At 75.6% G+C, this 17,871-nt stretch carries 9 protein-coding genes; 8 read left to right on the top strand and 1 reads right to left on the bottom strand.

The window, feature by feature from the left end:
• Positions 1-8 precede the first annotated feature (8 nt).
• Positions 9-1,202 (bottom strand): glycosyltransferase, encoded by a 1,194-nt coding sequence (locus QQX10_RS05710; RefSeq protein WP_301119000.1) that lies wholly within the window; start codon positions 1,200-1,202, stop codon positions 9-11.
• 32 nt (positions 1,203-1,234) lie between these two features.
• On the opposite strand from QQX10_RS05710, the gene QQX10_RS05705 reads away from it, so the two are divergent.
• The 8 genes from QQX10_RS05705 to QQX10_RS05670 all read left to right on the top strand — a co-directional run bounded on the left by QQX10_RS05705 (position 1,235) and on the right by QQX10_RS05670 (position 17,842).
• A complete protein-coding gene (locus tag QQX10_RS05705; protein WP_301118999.1) occupies positions 1,235-2,107 on the top strand; it encodes an NAD-dependent epimerase/dehydratase family protein in 873 nt (290 codons plus the stop codon).
• Entirely contained in the window at positions 2,104-2,991 is an 888-nt protein-coding gene (locus tag QQX10_RS05700) for a lysylphosphatidylglycerol synthase domain-containing protein (protein WP_301118998.1), read from the top strand. The genes QQX10_RS05705 and QQX10_RS05700 overlap by 4 nt, the downstream gene beginning before the upstream one ends.
• 88 nt (positions 2,992-3,079) lie before the next feature.
• Positions 3,080-5,947, top strand: a complete 2,868-nt coding sequence (gcvP, locus tag QQX10_RS05695; RefSeq protein WP_301118997.1) for an aminomethyl-transferring glycine dehydrogenase — start codon at positions 3,080-3,082, stop codon at positions 5,945-5,947.
• 58 nt (positions 5,948-6,005) lie between these two features.
• A complete protein-coding gene (locus QQX10_RS05690; protein ID WP_301118996.1) occupies positions 6,006-7,112 on the top strand; it encodes a serine/threonine-protein kinase in 1,107 nt (368 codons plus the stop codon).
• A 6-nt stretch (positions 7,113-7,118) separates the two neighbouring features.
• Entirely contained in the window at positions 7,119-13,022 is a 5,904-nt protein-coding gene (locus tag QQX10_RS05685) for an Ig-like domain-containing protein (protein ID WP_301118995.1), read from the top strand.
• Between the two features lie 37 nt (positions 13,023-13,059).
• Positions 13,060-14,025: an AAA family ATPase gene (locus QQX10_RS05680; protein ID WP_301118994.1), complete on the top strand. Its 966-nt coding sequence runs from the start codon at positions 13,060-13,062 to the stop codon at positions 14,023-14,025.
• Positions 14,022-15,392 (top strand): DUF58 domain-containing protein, encoded by a 1,371-nt coding sequence (locus QQX10_RS05675; protein WP_301118993.1) that lies wholly within the window; start codon positions 14,022-14,024, stop codon positions 15,390-15,392. The genes QQX10_RS05680 and QQX10_RS05675 overlap by 4 nt, the downstream gene beginning before the upstream one ends.
• Complete coding sequence (locus QQX10_RS05670; RefSeq protein ID WP_301118992.1) at positions 15,389-17,842, top strand: transglutaminase domain-containing protein; 2,454 nt, start codon at positions 15,389-15,391, stop codon at positions 17,840-17,842. Before QQX10_RS05675 ends, QQX10_RS05670 begins: the two co-directional genes overlap by 4 nt.
• Positions 17,843-17,871 lie beyond the last annotated feature (29 nt).

Below are 17,871 nucleotides of genomic sequence, written 5' to 3'. Positions count from 1 at the left end.
CGCCGCGGTCACCGCGGCGAGTCCGCGATGACCCGGTGCAGCAGGTCGCGGTAGCCCTCGCCGACGCTCTCGATCGAGTACCGCGCGGCACGCTCCCGCGCGCCGTCGCCGAGGGCGGCGCGCAGCTCGGGGTCCTCGGCGAGCACGGTGAGGCTGCGCGCGAGAGCGCCCGCGTCGCCGGGCGGCACGAGCACCCCGCTGCGGCCCGCCTCGATCGCCTCGTCGATCCCCGGCAGCGCGGACGCGACCACCGGCAGCCCCGCGCCCATCGCCTCCAGCATCGCGACCGGCAGGCCGTCCTGGTCGCCCGAGGCGGCGGCACGGGACGGCACCACGGCGATGTCGGCCTCGCCGTAGGCGGCGTCGAGCTCCGCCCGGGTGAGCTTGCCGCGGAACGTGACCGGCAGGCCCTCGGCGAGCCCCTCGAGCCGGGTGCGGTCGGGGCCGTCGCCGACCAGGGTCAGCTCGACCGGCGCGCTGGTGAGCCGCAGCGCCGCGAGCAGGACGTCGAAGCCCTTCTTCTCGACGAGCCGGCCGACCGCGAGCACCCGCGCGGGATGGCGGCGGCTCGCCGGTCCTGGCGCCGGGGTCCGCGCGATGTCGCGCTCGGCGAAGCGTGCGCCCATCGGCATCACGTGGGTGGCCGCGGGCGCCGCGCCGAGCTCGATGGCGGTCTCCCGCATGTCGCGGTTCATCACCGTCACCGCCGCCGCGGCCCTCAGCACGGCGGACTTCTGCGCGACGATCGCGCGCTGGCGCAGCGCGTACAGGTCGCCGCCCAGCGTGGTCACGACGGTCGGCACGGCGGGGGCGAGCCGGTGGCAGACGATGCCCTGCGGCACCACCCAGTGCGCATGGATGGCCGCCGGCGGCGACGTGCGCAGCTCCCGCCGCAGGGCGCGGGCGAGACCGCCGACCAGCAACGGCACCTGCAGCGCGCGTGAGCGCCGTGCCCGCACGTTCTCCAGGATCGCGCCGTCGGCCACGTCCTCCCAGCGGGAGGGGAAGTACCGGTAGCGCACGACGTCCAGGTGTGCGTCGAGCGTCTCGAGGGCCGGCCCGCCCGGCACGGCCGGCGCCAGGATCCGCACGTCGAAGTCGCGCGCCAGCTCCCGCGACAGATCCTCCACGAAGGGCGGGGTGCCGTCCCCGCGTCGGGCCGGGAGCGTCGACGTCAGCACGAGGACGCGAGGTCTGCCCATAGGATGAAGCCCACTTCTGGAGGACGGTGTCGGTGAGCACAGTGTATGACGCGGGGGTGGTCGGCTCGGCCGGCTTCCTCGGGGGTGCGATCCTCCGCGACCTCCGCGCCCGGGGTCTCAGGGTCTCCGGGTTTACGAGGGACCATCCTGTCCTCGAGGCGGGTGCGCTCGCGGCCGAGGCGGCCTCCGCGCGGGTCCTCGTGTGGGCCGCCGGGGGCGTCGGCCCCGCGGTCGCGCACGAGCGTCCCGACTTGGTCGAGCGCGAGCTCGAGACCTTCGACACGTTCGTCGCCGCGGCCATGGATCGGGACCTCCCGCCGCGCATCGTCCTGCTGTCCTCGGGCGGCGCCGTCTACGGCCATCCGGAGCTGCCGCCGTACCGTGAGGACGGGCCGGTGCACCCCTCGAACGCCTACGGCGCGCTCAAGCTCGAGCAGGAGCGGATCCTGGCGCGCGCCCACGCGCCGTCGACGTCGCTGCGGTTGTCCAACGTGTACGGGCCGGGCCAGAGCGGCGCGAACGGTCAGGGCGTCCTGGCGATCTGGATGCGGGCGGTGCTCGCGGGAGCTCCCGTGCGGATCGTCGGCGACGGCGAGGTGGAGCGCGACTACGTGCACATCGACGACGTGACGGAGGCCGTGGCGCGGGTGGCGGAGCGTCCCGACGCGCCCGCGGTGCTCAACATCGGCTCGGGCCGCCCCACCCATCTGATCGACCTGCTGGAGCTGGTCGAGTACGTGGTCGGGCCCGAGCGCGTCACCGTCGAGCGCCTCCCCGGCCGGGCGGCCGACGCGGCGTCGACCTGGCTCGACGTCTCGCTCGCTCACGAGGCGCTCGACTGGCAGGCGAGCGTGCCGCTCGCCGAGGGCATCGCCTCGCAGTGGGCGTGGATGCGCGACGCATGAGGAACGCCCTGAGATGGGGCTTCCTGGCCCTCGCGACGGCGCTGATGGCGTGGGCGGTGGCCGCCTCGTGGGACGAGGTGGTCGCGACGGTGAGGACGATGTCGTGGCCCGCGGTGGCAGCGTCCCTCGCCGCCGCCGTGGTCGCCCTGGGCCTGTCGATGCTCTCGTGGCGCGCGGTCATGAGGTCGGTGGGCCTCGACGTGCCCGTCGAGCCGGCCGCTCGCGTGTTCCTGATGTCGCAGATGGGCAAGTACGTGCCCGGCTCGGTGTGGCCGGTGCTCGCGCAGGCGGAGCTCGCCCGCGACCACGGGGTGTCGCGTGCCCGGTCGATGACCGGGGCGATCGTCGCGATGATCGTGGGCGCGGTGACCGCCGGGATCGTGGGCGTCGCGGGCCTGGTGCTGTCCCGCCCGGACGCCCTCGCGGCGTACTGGTGGGCGGTGCTCGCGGTGCTCGCGATGTCCGCGGTGCTGGTCCCCCCGCTGCTGCACCGCGTCGTCGGCGTCGCGTTCCGGATCACCCGGCGCGACGAGGCCCCGGCCCGGATCGGCGGGCGCGCGCTCGCGGCGTCCGTCGCCTTCGCGGTGGTCCAGTGGCTCGCGCTGGGCCTTCACGCGTGGCTGCTGCTGGACCAGGTCGCGCCGGGCACGTCGGTCGCGCTCGCCTGCGGGGCCTTCGCCTTCGCGTGGATCGTCGGCTTCGTGGTGGTGATCGCGCCCGCCGGCGCCGGCGCCCGCGAGGCCGCGCTGGTCCTCGCGCTCGGCGGCGTGGTCGCGCCCGCCCAGGCGCTCAGCATCGCGCTGGTCAGCCGTCTGTTCATGACCCTCGCCGACGTGATCGGGCTGGGGGCGGGCCTCGCGATCGGCGCCCGCCGCGAGAGGTGACCTCCGGGGCCGTCGCGCGGACCCGTGACCCGCATCGTCCGGCCTGTCGCTGTGGACTTCGGCACGCTTCCTGCCCGGCCGCGCACCGATGCGACACAATGGGCCGGTGACCTCGTTCTCCGACCGCCACATCGGCCCCGACCCCGACTCGATCGAGACGATGCTGTCCGCCGTGGGCCAGCCGTCGCTCGCCGCGCTGGTGGACGCGGCCGTCCCCGCCTCGATCCGCAAGGACGACGTGCTGGTGCTCCCGCCGCCGAAGTCCGAGCACGAGGTGCTGGCGGCGCTGCAGCGCCTCGCGCGACGCAACACCGTGCAGGTGTCGATGATCGGTCAGGGCTACCACGACACCGTCACGCCGATGGTGATCCGGCGCAACGTGCTCGAGAATCCCGCCTGGTACACCGCGTACACGCCGTATCAGGCCGAGATCTCGCAGGGCCGGCTCGAGGCCATGCTGAACTTCCAGACGATGGTCGCCGACCTCACGGCCCTGCCCGTGGCAGGCGCGTCGCTCCTCGACGAGGCGACCGCCGTGTCCGAGGCGATGCTGCTCATGCGCCGCGCGGTGCGGGGCAAGGAGGGCGGGAGGATCGTCCTCGACGCCGAGTGCCTCCCGCAGACCGTCGAGGTGGTGCGCGCGCAGGCGGAGGCGATCGGCCTCCCCCTCGAGGTCGCCGTCCTGGACGGGTCGTGGACCGCCCCCGAGGACCTCGTGGGGCTGGTCGTCCAGCAGCCCGGACAGTCCGGGGTGGTGCGGGAGATCCGGCCCCTGATCGAGGCGGCGCACGCGGTGGGCGGACTCGTGACGGTCGCCGCCGACATCCTCTCCCTGTGCGTGATCAAGGCGCCCGGCGAGCTCGGTGCCGACATCGCCGTCGGGTCGACGCAGCGGTTCGGCGTCCCCCTGTTCTTCGGCGGCCCCCACGCCGCGTACATGGCGGTGCGCGAGGGCCTCGAGCGCCAGCTGCCCGGGCGTCTCGTGGGCGTCTCCGTCGACGCCGAGGGCCGTCGCGCCTACCGGCTCGCCCTCCAGACCCGCGAGCAGCACATCCGCCGAGACAAGGCGACCTCCAACATCTGCACCGCGCAGGCGCTGCTCGCGATCATCTCCAGCTTCTACGCGATCCACCACGGTCCCGAGGGGCTGCGAGAGATCGCGCTGCGCGTGCACACCATGGCGTCGACGCTCGCGGACGCGCTCCGCGCCAAGGGCGTGAAGGTGCGCCACGAGCACTTCTTCGACACCGTCGTGATCGAGGTGCCCCGCGGTGCCGACTCCGTGGTCGCGCGCATCGCGGCCCAGGGCATCAACGTCCGCAAGCTCGACGCCGACTCCGTCGCGATCGCCTGCGACGAGGTCACGACCACCCGGATCCTGTCCGACGTCCTCTCCGCCGTGCTCGACCGCGAGCTCCCGTGGCCCGTGTACACCGGGCCGACCGTGACCATCCCGATCGGGCTGCGCCGCACCTCGGAGTACCTCACGCACCCGATCTTCAGCGCTCACCGGTCGGAGACGTCGCTGATGCGGTACATGCGCCGCCTCGCCGATCGCGACCTCGCGCTGGACCGCACCATGATCCCGCTCGGCTCCTGCACCATGAAGCTCAACGCCGCGGTCGAGATGGCCCCCGTCAGCTGGCCGGGCTTCGCGCAGATCCATCCCTTCGCGCCCGCCGACCAGACCGCGGGCTACCGCGAGATGATCTCCCAGCTCGAGGGCTGGCTCGCGGACATCACCGGCTACGCGGCCGTCTCCGTCCAGCCCAACGCGGGCTCGCGCGGCGAGTACGCGGGCCTGCACGCGATCCGCGAGTACCACCGCTCGCGCGGGGACGACCAGCGCGACGTCTGCCTCATCCCCGCATCGGCGCACGGCACCAACGCCGCCTCCGCCGTCCTGGTCGGGATGCGCGTGGTGGTGGTCGCCACGGCGCCCGACGGCGAGGTCGACCTCGAGGACCTGCGGAGCAAGCTCGCCGCCCACGAGGGCCGAGTCAGCTGCATCATGATCACCTACCCCTCCACGCACGGTGTGTACGAGGAGCACGTGGGCGAGGTCTGCGCGGCGGTGCACGAGGCGGGCGGCCAGGTCTACATCGACGGCGCCAACCTGAACGCCCTGGTCGGGCTTGCCAAGCCCGGACACTTCGGCGGCGACGTGTCCCATCTCAACCTCCACAAGACGTTCTGCATCCCGCACGGCGGCGGCGGTCCCGGCGTGGGTCCGGTCGCGGTGGCGGAGCACCTGGTGCCGTTCCTGCCGCGCTCGCTCGCGGCCGTGCAGACGCCGGGCGAGCTCGCCCGCGAGGGGGCGCCGGTCTCGGCCGCGCCCTACGGCTCCGCCGGCATCCTCGCGATCTCCTGGGCGTACATCGCGATGATGGGCCACGAGGGCCTCACCCGCGCCACGCAGACCGCGGTGCTGGCCGCGAACTACGTGGCGGCCCGGCTCGACGCGAGCTACCCGGTGCTGTTCCGCGGCCCCGGCGGCCTGGTGGCGCACGAATGCATCCTCGACATCCGGCCGCTGACCAAGGCGACCGGCATCACGGCGGAGGACATCGCGAAGCGACTGATCGACTTCGGGATCCACGCGCCCACCATGTCCTTCCCCGTCGCGGGCACCCTCATGGTCGAGCCGACCGAGTCGGAGGACCTGGCCGAGATCGAGCGGTTCATCGAGGCGATGCTGGTGATCCGGGAGGAGATCGCCGCGGTCGAGCGCGGCGAGATCGCGGCCGAGGCGTCCGCCCTGCGGCACGCCCCGCACACCGCGGACGCGGTCGTGAGCGACTCGTGGGACCGCGCGTACCCGCGCGAGCAGGCCGCGTTCCCCGTCGCCGGACTTCGCCAGGACAAGTACTGGTCGCCTGTGGCGCGCATCGACAACGCGCACGGCGACCGCAACCTGGTCTGCGCCTGCCCGCCGCTGGAGGAGTACCAGGCGTGACGGTGCGGGCAGCGGGACCCCGAGCCGCGACCGCGGTCGCGGGGTCCTGAGGCGCGCGATGCCCCGCGACACCACGCTCCGGCCGCCGGTGCTTCCCGGCTACACCCACCTCCGGCCGCTGGGGCAGGGCGGCTTCGCGGACGTGTTCCTGTACCAGCAGGACATGCCGCGGCGGCAGGTGGCGGTCAAGGTGCTGCACAGGCGTCCGGGCGACGCCGCGCTCCACGCGCTCGCGGCCGAGGCCGACGTGATGGCCGCGCTGAGCGCGCACCCGTCGATCCTCACGCTGCACGAGGCCTCCGTGTCCGCCGACGGTCGGCCGTACATGGTGGCGGAGTACTGCCCGGGCTCGCTCGCCAACCGCTACCGCTCGCAGGTGATCCCGGTGGCGGAGGTGCTCGACATCGGCGTCCACCTCGGCTCCGCCGTCGAGGCCGCCCACCGGATCGGCATGCTGCACCGCGACATCAAGCCCTCGAACATCCTGGTCACCGCCTTCGGCCACCCGGTGCTCGCCGACTTCGGCGTCGCGACCGCCGTCACCACCGGCAGGGGTGACGACGTCGCGCTGTCGCCTCCCTGGAGCGCGCCGGAGGTGGTGGACGGCTCGAGCTCGGGGACGGTCGCCACGGACGTCTGGTCGATCGCGGCGACGCTGTACACGCTGCTCGCCGGGCACAGCCCGTTCGCCGAGCCGGGGCGCCGCCTCGACGCGGACCAGCTCCGCGCGAGGATCGTGAAGGCGCGCTACCGGCCCACGGGCCGCGCCGACGTGCCGGACGCTCTCGAACGCGTGCTCGCCGGAGGGATGCGCCGCCTGCCGGGCGACCGCTTCGGGTCGGCGCGCGAGGTCGCGGAGGCGCTGCAGGAGGTCCAGCGGTCGCTCGGAGGGCCGGTCACGCCGCTCGAGATCCCAGGCGACGCCTGGGTCGAGGCGACCCGGGCCACCGACGAGACGCCCGTGGTCGAGCGGCTCCCGCGGCAGGCGACCGTCGCGGTGGACGGCCGCCGCCGCGCCCGCGGCGAGGGCTCCCGGACGGACTCCTCCCTCGACGCCGACGAGGGCCGCGGCTGGTCCCGCGCGCGAACGGTCGGCTGGTCCGCGGCCGGCGTCGCCGTGCTCGGCGGAGGGGCCGCGGCGGTCCTGATCCTGGCGGGACGCTAGGTGGCCGTGCTCGATCGGACCACGTCGGCCCGGCGGCGCCGGGCCGGCCGCTCCGCCGCCGGCATCCTCGCCGTCGTCGCCGCCGTCGGCGTCGTGGTCGCCCCCGGGTTCGACGAGCGCGAGGCCGCCACCGCGGTGACGGGTGTGTGGGCCCTCCAGACCGGGGACGGGCAGCGCTTCGCCCACGTGAACACCGAGGTGGGCGAGGTCGACACCGTCAAGGATGTCGACTCGCCCTCCGCCCTGGTCCAGGACGGCGACGCGCTCATGGTCCTCTCGGCCGCGCTGTCATCGGCGACCGTGCTCGACGCGGGCCGGCCGTCCGACGTGGCGGCGGGGACCGCGGGCGCCGCGCCCACGCCGTCCGGCACCAGCGCCGTGGCCGCGGCCGGCGACGTCGTCGCCTACCTCGCCGCCGAGGGCGACGTGCTCGTGGGCAGGCTCTCCGACGGCACCGCGGTCGACCCCGTCGAGGTCCTCGCCGACGCGGAGCTCGGCGGCGACCGCGGCCTCCGCGCGGACGCGATCGCCGCGGACGCGGGCGGCGTCGTCGCCGCGTTCTCCCTGGCCAGAGGCGTGGTGGTGACGGCGGGTGCCGACGGCACCGTGACCGCCACCGACCCCGTCCCGGGCCTGCTCGAGGACGGCGATTTCCAGCTGACCCTGGCCGCGGGACGGTGGGCGCTGCTCGACGCGGCGTCGGGACAGCTCTGGCGCCAGGGCGAGGACGCCGCGGTCGCGACGGGCGTCCGTCCGACGGCTCGGATCCAGACGGCGACCAGCGGGGCCGAGATCTACCTGGCCGACGCCTCGGGGCTCGTCCGCGTGGCCGCCGACGGCGAGGCGAGACGCGTCTTCGGGGACCAGGGAGCCGAGGCGGGAGCGCCGGCCGCACCGGTCGAGGTCGACGGCGTCGTGTACGCGGCCTGGCTCCCGGCCGGGACCGGGGACGGCACGCTGTGGAGCTCGGCGGGGCCGTCGGTGCCCCTCGACTACGCGGGCGCGACGCTCGCCGAGCGCCGGGAGCCCGTGCTGCGCGCCAACGGCGATCGGGTGATCGTCAACGAGGAGCGCTCCGGATGGGTGTGGGAGGCGCCGTCGGGTGCCCTGATCGCCTCCTCCCAGGACTGGGAGCCCGAGGACGTCGACGCGCCGTCCGGCGCGGACCAGGAGGTCGCGACCGAGGTCCGGGAGCCCCGGCCGCCCGTCGCGGAGGACGACTCCCTCGGTGCCCGCGCGGGCCGCCAGACCCGCCTGCCGGTGCTGCTCAACGACCACGACGCGAACCGCGACGTCCTCACGATCGACCCCGGGTCGATCGCGATCTCCGATCCGGATGCCGTCGGGATCGCCGTCGCGGAGGACGGTCAGGCCCTGGTCGCCACCGTGGCCGCGGGCGCCTCCGGCTCGGTGACCGTCCAGTACGCGGTGACGGACGGCACGGCCGAGGACGGTCTCCGCTCCGAGCCCGCGACCGTGCTGCTCACCATCGTGGGCGACCGCGACCAGGGCGCGCCGGCGTGGTGCGGCGTGCCCGGTTGCGTCCGCGAGTGGCCCGCGCCGCAGGTCGCGCCCGGCGGCACCGTCGCGGTCGACGTGCTCGAGGGGTGGGTCGACCCCGAGGGCGATCCGCTCTACGTCAGCGGCGCGACCACGGCGTCCGAGGGCGCGTCCGTGGCGGCGTCGCCCGAGGGGACGCTCGTGGTCAGGGCGGGAGCCTCGACGGGCGCGACCATCGACGTCGAGGTGACGGTCACCGACGCCCGCGGCGCGTCCGCCGAGCGACGGCTGCGGGTCGCGGTGGTCGGGGAGCCGCGGCTGAGCCTGGAGCCCGTCACGGTCCGCGCGGTCGAGGGTGTCCGCACCACGGTCGACCTCGCGGCGCGGGTGACGGGCTCCCGGGGGACGGTGCAGGTGCTCGAGGCGAGCGCGGACCCCGGCGAGGGGGCGACCGTCGAGGTCCTGCCGTCGGGCGCGGGGATCGTCGTCACCGCGCAGGAGCCGGGCGACCACCTGGTCGACGTGACGCTCGCGGACGGCACGCAGCAGGCGCGCGGAACCGTGCGGGTCGACGCGATCGCGCTCGAGGACGAATCGCTCGCGACCGTCCCGCTGACCGCGTTCGTGCGCCCCCACGAGGACGTGACGGTCGACGTGCTCGAGGCGGTCGACAACCCCGCTGGCCGCGTGCTGCTGCTCTCCGACGCCTCGGTCGAGCCGGTCGACGGCGGACGGCTGCAGGCGCAGGTGGTGGGCCACGGCGCGCTCCGCCTGTCGGGCACCACGGGCGACGGGCAGGCCGGCACCATCGGGGTGGTGCGCTACACCGTGTCGGACGGGTCCGGGCGGGCCGCGACCACCGTGCGCGGCGAGGTCACCGTGGTGCTGCTCGACGAGTCGATCCCGGCGCCGCCGCTCGCCACCGACGACGCGATCACGGTGCGGGCGGGCGGGCAGGTCGACGTCAGGGTGCTCGACGGCGACGTGGCCGCCGCCGGCGCCGTCGTGGCGCTCGACCCGGACTCCGTCGTCGCCCCCGAGGGCGGCGGCCTCGCGTTCGCGGCCGGGCCGGTGGTGCGGATCCTCGCGCCGACGTCCGCGGGGACCTACCGGATCCCCTACAGCGCGTACATCCTCGGCCACCCCGCGCAGCGCGACGATGCGGTGCTCACCGTCACCGTGACCGCCGGTGACGACAACGGGGCGCCGGCACCCCGCGAGCTCAGCGGCCGGGTGGCCTCGGGCGAGGAGGTGCGGATCCCGTTCGACGGCACCGGCCTCGACCCCGACGGGGACCGGGTGGTGCTGGACGCCGTGCTGCAGCAGCCCCTGCACGGCTCCGCCCGCGTGAGCTCCGACGGCTCGGCGATCGTGTACACCAGCGTGCCCGGCTACTCCGGACAGGACGAGCTCACGTACGGCGTCGTCGACGAGCGCGGCCTGGGCGCGACCGCCACGGCGCGGATCGGCGTGGTCGCGAGCGACGCGGACCCTGCCCCGGTGACGTACACCGACTTCGTCCAGGTGCAGGCGAGCGAGGGCCGCCGCGTGGTGGTGACGCCGCTGGCCAACGACGTCGATCTCACCGGAGGCGAGCTCGAGCTGCTCGACGTGCGGCCCGACGCCGTCGCGGGCTCGGTGGAGGAGGCGCTCCTCGCCGCGCTGGTGGAGGACGAGGCGCTCGAGTCGGGCGAGGTGGCCTTCGTCGTCACCGACCAGCCGGGCACCTACACCTTCCTGTACTCGGCGCGGAACGCCACCGGATCCACCTCGCAGGGCAGGATCGTGCTCAAGACCGTGCGCGAGCCGGTCAGCGACGTCCCCGTGATCGCGGACACGGTGCTCACCGCGGACACGCGTGCGAAGTTCGTCGACGGCGTCGACGTGCTCGACGGCACCGTCGCGTGGGCGAGCGGCGACGCCGGCGCGCTCACCGTCACGCTGTGGGGGGACGTGCCGGGGGCCACGGTCGACGGCTCGCGGATCTCCGGCCCGCTGCCCGATCGGACCCGGATCATCCCGTTCGAGGTGCGCGGCGCCGACTTCACGGGCGCCGAGGCCGTCTCGTACGGGTTCCTGCGCGTGCCGGGCCTCGACGACCTGCGCCTCACCCTGCGCGACGGCGCCGGGATCACCGTCGACGAGGCGGGTGAGGCCTCGGCCGACGTGTCCGCGCTGGTGGCGGTGCCCGCCTCGGGAGACCTGCAGATCGACGCCGACCAGACGCATGCGGGGGGCTCCCGGGACCAGGCACGCTGCGAGGCGGCCGGCGGCATGCGCGTGAGGTACGTGGCGGGCCGGGGCGCGCCGTACGCGGACACCTGCCTGGTCGCGGTCCGGCTGGCGGGCCAGACGGACTGGACCGTGCTCCCGATCCCCGTGTCCGTGGTGCCGGAGGACCCGCAACCGATGCTCGAGGCGGGCTCGCTCGAGGTGTCCCCTGGCGGCACGGCGACCTTCGACCTCTCGGCGCTGGTGCGCTGGCCGACCGGTGCCGCCGCGCCCGCGGTGCGGATCGAGTCGTCCTACGGCGGCCAGCTGTTCGTGGTGACCCGGGCCCGCGACACCGTCACGGTGCGCGCGCGCGACGATGCCCAGCCCGGCCGGACGGAGGCGGTGACCGTCTCCCTCCCCGCCTATCCCGATGCCGGGACCCGGGTGCTGTCGCTCGTGGTGGGCCCCGCGCCGTCCGAGCTGCCGAAGGGCGGCACGGTGTCCGTGAGCTGCTCGCAGGCGGCCGGGGGCTCGTGCGTCTTCGACGTGGTCGGCGTCGGCGGCGAGGTCAACCCGCTCCCCGACACCGCGCTCGAGGTGGTGTCGGTGACCCCGGCGGGCGCCTGCACTGAAGTCGAGCTCGCGCTGGAGGGCACCACCGCGATCCGGGCGACGTGGACCGACGATGCGCCGGGAGGGGAGTGCGAGGCCGTGTTCGCGGTGCGCGACGCGCAGGGCCGCGTCAGCTCCGCCGAGCGCGCCGGATCCCTCACGCTGGACCTGCAGGGCTTCCCCGCCGCCCCCGCGGGCGTGACGCAGGAGGCGTACGGGCCGGGCACGCTGACGTTGGCGGTGCAACCCGGCGCGGCCGCACGGGCACACCCGGCGCTCACCGGCTTCGACGTCCTCGAGGGCGGCGTGCGCGTCGCGACGTGCACCCCGTCGGGCACCTGCACCCCGATCTCCGGCCTCGCTGACGGCGATCGACACACGTACGCGGTCCATGCCGTCAACGCCGTGGGGCGGTCGCGGACCGCGGCCACGGCGGTCGCGTGGTCGTACACCGCGCCGGAGCCCGTGACCGTCGTGTTGTGGAGCCCGACGGTCACGAGCGGCGACGGCGGCCGCATCGACCTGGTGCTGGACGTGGGCGATCCCGCACCGGGCGAGGTGCGCCTCGAGTCGGGCACCACGTCCCAGTCCCTCGAGGTGCGGGGCCCCGGCGAGCAGACGTTCGCGGCGGTCGCGGTCGGGTCGAACGAGCCCGTCACCGTGACGCTGACCCCGGTCAGCGGCATCGAGCCGCCGCCCGGGGCCCAGGCGAGCGGAGCCGCCACGACCTTCACCGCCCACGGCATCGGCCGCCCGACCATCGCGTCCGCGACGGCGACCGCCGCGGACGGCGCTGCGGAGGCCGTCATCACCGTGGCGACGCGTGCCGGCGGCGCGGGCGCCGCGACCTGGGTCGGGACGGCCGTGTCCGGCACCTGCCGCGCGGACACGGAGGTACCCGACGGCACCGGCAGCGTGGACCTGCGGGTCGCGGTCGCCGAGAACTCCGTCACCACCGTCACGGTGTGCGCGGAGAGCCGGTTCGACGGCGACGTGTATGGCCGGGCACCCGACGCATCGGTGACCGTCACCGCCTTCACCGACCCGGGCGCTCCCGTGCTCGAGCGCGGCTACCAGGCGGACTCGGCCTGCGTGGGGACGGGCAGCAGCTGCTCCACGGCGCTGCTCCGCGATCCCCAGTGGCGCGCGCTCGGCGCGCGCGGCGCGGTGCTCATGTACCGCGGCTCCGACGGCGTCGAGTCCGAGACCTTCGGGGGCGTGCTCGCCGCCGGGCGACCGGTCGAGGTGATCGCGTACTGGTGCATCGACCTCGCGGGCGGCGACCGCCGGTGCTCGGAGCAGACCACCGCCGTGACAGCCGAGTCCGGGCCCCCGTACCGGCCCACCGTGGCGCTGCCGTCCTGCACCGTCGGCGAGGAGCCCGCCGCCGTCCTGGGCGCCAGCCCCGCGGACGTCGGCCTCGTCTACGCGATGCTCGACGGCGCGGGCGCGCCGACGACCGACCCGTCGGAGATGCGATCGGTCACCGTCACCGCGACCTTCGTCGGCGCGCTCGCCGGCATGGCGCCGTGGACCAGCGCGCCGGTCACCTGTGACGGCGCGCCCGCGGAGGCATCATCGTGATCATCACCCGGCACCGCACCGTCCCTCAGGAGGCACCATGGCACTGACGTCCGAGCACACCGTCTGGTTCGAGTCGACGTTCCGCAAGCTGGTCGAGAACGTCGAGCGCGCGGTCGTCGGCAAGCGGCACGTGGTCGAGCTCGCCGTCACCGCGATGATCTCGGAGGGGCATCTGCTGCTCGAGGACGTTCCCGGCACGGGCAAGACCTCCCTCGCCCGCGCGCTCGCGGAGACGGTCCGCGGGACCAGCTCCCGGCTCCAGTTCACGCCCGACCTGCTGCCCGGCGACGTCACCGGCATCAGCGTGTTCGACCAGGCCCGCGGGGTCTTCGAGTTCCATCACGGGCCGGTGTTCGCGAACGTGGTGCTCGCCGACGAGGTGAACCGCGCGTCGCCCAAGACCCAGTCCGCGCTGCTCGAGGTGATGGAGGAGCGCCAGGTCACGGTCGACGGCGTCACGCGACCGGTGGAGGCGCCGTTCATGGTGGTCGCGACGCAGAACCCGATCGAGCAGGCCGGCACCTACAGCCTGCCCGAGGCTCAGCTCGACCGGTTCCTCATGCGCACGTCCCTCGGCTACCCGGATCACGCCTCGGCGATGCGGATCCTGGACCCGGCGCGCGCCACGCGGGTGGAGGTGCCCGCGATCGCCGAGCTCGACGCGATCCGCACCATGACGTCGCTCACGCACGAGGTCGAGCAGCACGCGCTGATCTCCGACTACATCCTGCGCCTGGTCGACGCCACGCGTTCCGCCACGCAGGTGCGGCTCGGCGCGTCGGTCCGGGGAGCCCTCGCGCTCGCGCGCGCCTGCCGGAGCTGGGCGCTGGCGCACGGACGCGCGTACGTGCTTCCGGACGACGTGAAGAGCCTCGCCGAGGTGGTGCTCGCGCACCGCCTGATCCTCGACCCCGAGGCCGAGTTCGACGGCGTGACGCAGGGCGCCGTGATCGGCCAGGTCCTGCTCGACGTCGCGCCACCCAGCCCCCGGGACCTCACGTGAGCCGCACCCGCACGCGCGACCAGGTCCCTGCGGGGAGCACGCGGACCAGGAACACGACCGGCACCCGCACGGAGCGGACGGACGCGCCGCACGCGCGCGTGATCGGCGCGCGGCTCGCCCTGGCGCGCGCAGGTGCGGGGCTCGCGTCGGCGGCGAGCACGGTGGCGGGCGGCCTGCGCGCGGTGGTGACCCCCGCCGGCTGGGCGGTGGCCGCGTGGACCGTCGGCGGCCTCGTGCTCGCGACCGTCCTGGGGTGGGAGGAGGCCTGGGTCGCCGCGATCGCGGGTGCCGTGCTGCTCGCGACCGCCGCGCCGTTCCTCATCGGGTCCGTCCCGTACCGCGTCCGGCTGCTGCTCGACCGCGACGCGGTGGTCGCGGGGGAGCGCGCCGAGGCGAGGCTGGTGGTCGACAACCCGCAGCAGCGCGCCGCCCTGCCCGGGCGGGTGGACCTGCCCGTCGGCGACGGGCTCGTCGAGGTGGAGGTGCCGTACCTGCGCGGCGGTGCCGAGCACGTCGAGCCCGTCGAGGTGCCCGCGCTGCGGCGCGGCATCGTCTCCGTGGGCCCGGCCGTGACCACCCGCTACGACCCGCTCCGGCTCCTCGAGCGGCACCGCGTCTGGGAGGAGCGACGCACCCTCTACGTGCATCCGCGGACGGTCGCCGTGCCGTCCACCTCGCTCGGATGGGTGCGCGACCTCGAGGGCGACCCCGTCCGCACGCTCACCACCGAGGACATCTCGTTCCATGCGGTGCGCCCGTACGAGCGCGGCGACGCGCGTCGTCACATCCATTGGGCGTCGACCGCGCGCACCGGCACGCTCATGGTGAGGCAGTTCGAGGAGACGCGTCGGTCGCTGCTCACCGTGGTGCTCGACCTGGACCGCGCGTCGTACGCCGACGACGAGGAGGTCGAGCTCGCCATCAGCGCGGCCGGCTCGCTCGGGGTGCGGGCGCTCCGCGACGGCCGCGACGTCGAGGCGGTCGTCGGCGGCGAGGTGCCCGGCTTCGCCCGCGCGTCCCTGCGCGCCCTGCGGCACCTGCGCGTGACGTCGCCGCGGGCGCTGCTCGACGACCTGTCCGGCGTCGAGGCCAGCGACACGACCGTCGACCTGCCGACCGTGACGCGCATGCTGGGCGAGACGGACAGCGGCACCGCGCTCGCGATCCTCGTCACGGGGTCGCGTCTGCCGCGCGCGCAGCTCCGGGCGGCGGCCCTGCACCTCCCCCTCGGGGCGAGCGTCGGCGCCGTCGTGTGCGACCCCGCGGCGGAGCCGGCCAGCCGCACCCTCGCGGGCGTCCCGGTGGTCAGCCTGGGCATCCTGGACGACCTCCGCACGCTCCTGTCCCGGGGGGCCGCGCGCCGATGACCGAGCCCGCCTCCCTCGCGCCGCCCACGCACCGGGTCGCCACGGTCTTGTACGCGGTCGCGACGGCCGTGCTCGTGTGGGCCTCCCTGCGCGGGGTGTGGGGCACGCTCCGCTTCGACGCCGTGATGGCGGCCGGGACCGCGGTCGGGATCACGGCTGGGCTGCTGGCGCTCGCGCCGCGGCGGCGGGCGGCGTCGGTCGCCGTGCTCGTCGCCGGGTACGTCGCGACCGCCCTCGCCCTCGCGATCCCGGGTGTGCCCGACGCCGCCGACGCCTGGATGCGGGCCCTGCGGGAGACGGCGCTCGGTCCGGTGACGGGGTGGAAGGACGTGGTGACGCTGCCGACGCCGCTGGGCGAGTACGGCGCGACCCTGGTGCCGCCGCTCGCCCTGGTCGTCCTCGGCACCTACGCGATCGTGCGGCTCGGCGCGGGCTCGAGCCGTCGCTGGGGCCTCGCCGCGGTGGTCGCGGCGGCGATGCTGATGGGGGCGATCGCCGTGGGGCCGGCCAGCCGGGTGCCGCTCCCGTGGCCGCCCGCGCTCACCGCGCTCGATCCCGACGGCGTGTGGAGCGCCGCGGGCATCGGTCTCACGGGCCTCGCCACGACGCTCGCCTGGTTCCGCTCACGGGCCGCGGCGGAGCGTCGAGCCGCGCTGGCGGCGGCGGGACGAGCCGGCCAGGCGCGGGCCGGACGGGCGAGGCTGCGCGCCGCGGGTCGCGCCGCGACCGCCGCCGCGCTTGCCGCCGTCGCCGTGGTCGTCGCGGTCACGCTCGCGGGACCGGTCTCCGCGGGCCAGCCGCGCGAGGTCGCGCGGACGCTGATCGAGCCCCGGCTCGTGGTCGACGCGACGGCCTCACCCCTCGCGGCCTACCGGGTCTCGTTCGCCGACGAGTCCTTCAACGCGGAGCTCCTGTCGGTGGTGGTGGAGTCCGGCGACCCCGCGCGCATCCGCGTCGCGACGCTGCCGTTCTACGACGGGCGCACGTTCTCGGCGTCCGCCCCGGCGGGCTACTCGCCTCTCCGGTTCCGTCACCTGCCCTCCCCGCTCGCGGTCTCGGGCGACGTCTCGACCGCGCGCATCACCGTGGCGGGTCTCGGCGGCCCCTGGGCGCCCGTGCCGGGACTGCTCGGGTCGGTGGCCTTCGACGGGCCGAGGGCGGCCGCGCTCACCGACACGTTCTACTACGCGGCGGAGGCGGGCGCCGCGGTCGTGACCGCCGACGGGGGGATCGCCGCCGGCGACGTGATCATCGCGACCGCGGCGAACGGCCCGTCGACGCCCCTCGCGCAGGCCGGGGCGTCGCCGGGACGCGCCTCGATCTCGACGGACCTCATCCCCGACTCGCTGCGCGACTGGGTGGACGCCCAGGATGCGACCCGGGACGCCTCCGGGCTGGCGCAGCTCCTCCAGTCGCTGCGGGCCCGCGGGTACCTCAGCCACTCCCTCGGCGCCGAGGGGACCCAGGGCTGGACGGCCTCGCTCGACGACTACGAGCTCGTCCCCGCGGCGGCGGGCCACTCGTACGACCGCATCGACCGCATGTTCACCGCCCTCAACGCCCGCGAGGACGAGGTGGGCGCCGGCGCGGACGCCACGCTGGTCGCAGCCGTCGGCGACGACGAGCAGTTCGCCGCCGCCGCCGCGCTCGTCGCGGCCGAGCTCGGCTTCCCCGCACGCGTCGTGCTCGGCTTCCGCCTCCAGGCGACCGACGCTGAGGGCTGGACGCCGCCGCCGTGCGAGGGCGGGGTCTGCCGCGGCGGCAACCTGTCGGCGTGGGTCGAGGTGCGGGCGGCCTCCGGGGAGTGGCTCGCCGTTGACGTCACACCTCAGCACACGGTCGCCCCGGACGCGAGCACGGTCGAGCAGCGCGATCCGGAGCACCCGACCGCCACGGATCCCCGACGCGCTCAGGACATCGAGGCGGTGGCGGCGCTCAAAGGCCGGTCCGCCGACAATCCGGCGCTGGTCGGCGGTGGCGGAGCGTGGCTGTCGGGCTGGGCCCGCACCGCGGCGGTCCTGGCGGGGGTGCTCCTGCTCCTCCTCGCGGTCCCCGCCGCGATCCTGATCGCCAAGGCGGCGCGCCGCGGACGCCGGCGACGCGGGACGCCCGCCCAGGTCGCGGAAGGGGGGTGGGAGGAGTACGTCGACGGCGCCCGCGACGCGGGCCAGCCCCCCGCGGCGCGGGCCACCCGTCACGAGGCCGCGCTCGTGCTCGCGACCGCGCACGGCGCGGAGATCGCCGCGATCGCCGACCGGGCGACGTTCACCTCCGGGGGCGTGTCCGAGGCCGATGCGCGCCGTGCCTGGACGCTGGTCGAGGCCGACCGCGTGGAGCTGCGGAGCCGCCGACCGTGGTGGCGTAGGCTCGGCACGCGGCTGTCGACGCGGTCGCTGCTGGGACGGTCGGAGAGGCCCTCGCCGGCCCCGTCGACCGGGGCGCACCGATGACGTCCCGCCCGACCGAAGGAGCGTGCCCT

This window comes from Demequina lignilytica (assembly GCF_030418305.1).
Classification (GTDB): Bacteria; Actinomycetota; Actinomycetes; order Actinomycetales; family Demequinaceae; genus Demequina; species Demequina lignilytica.
The sequence above is the reverse complement of the archived record's forward strand: the minus strand, read 5'-3'. Positions and strand labels throughout refer to the sequence as shown.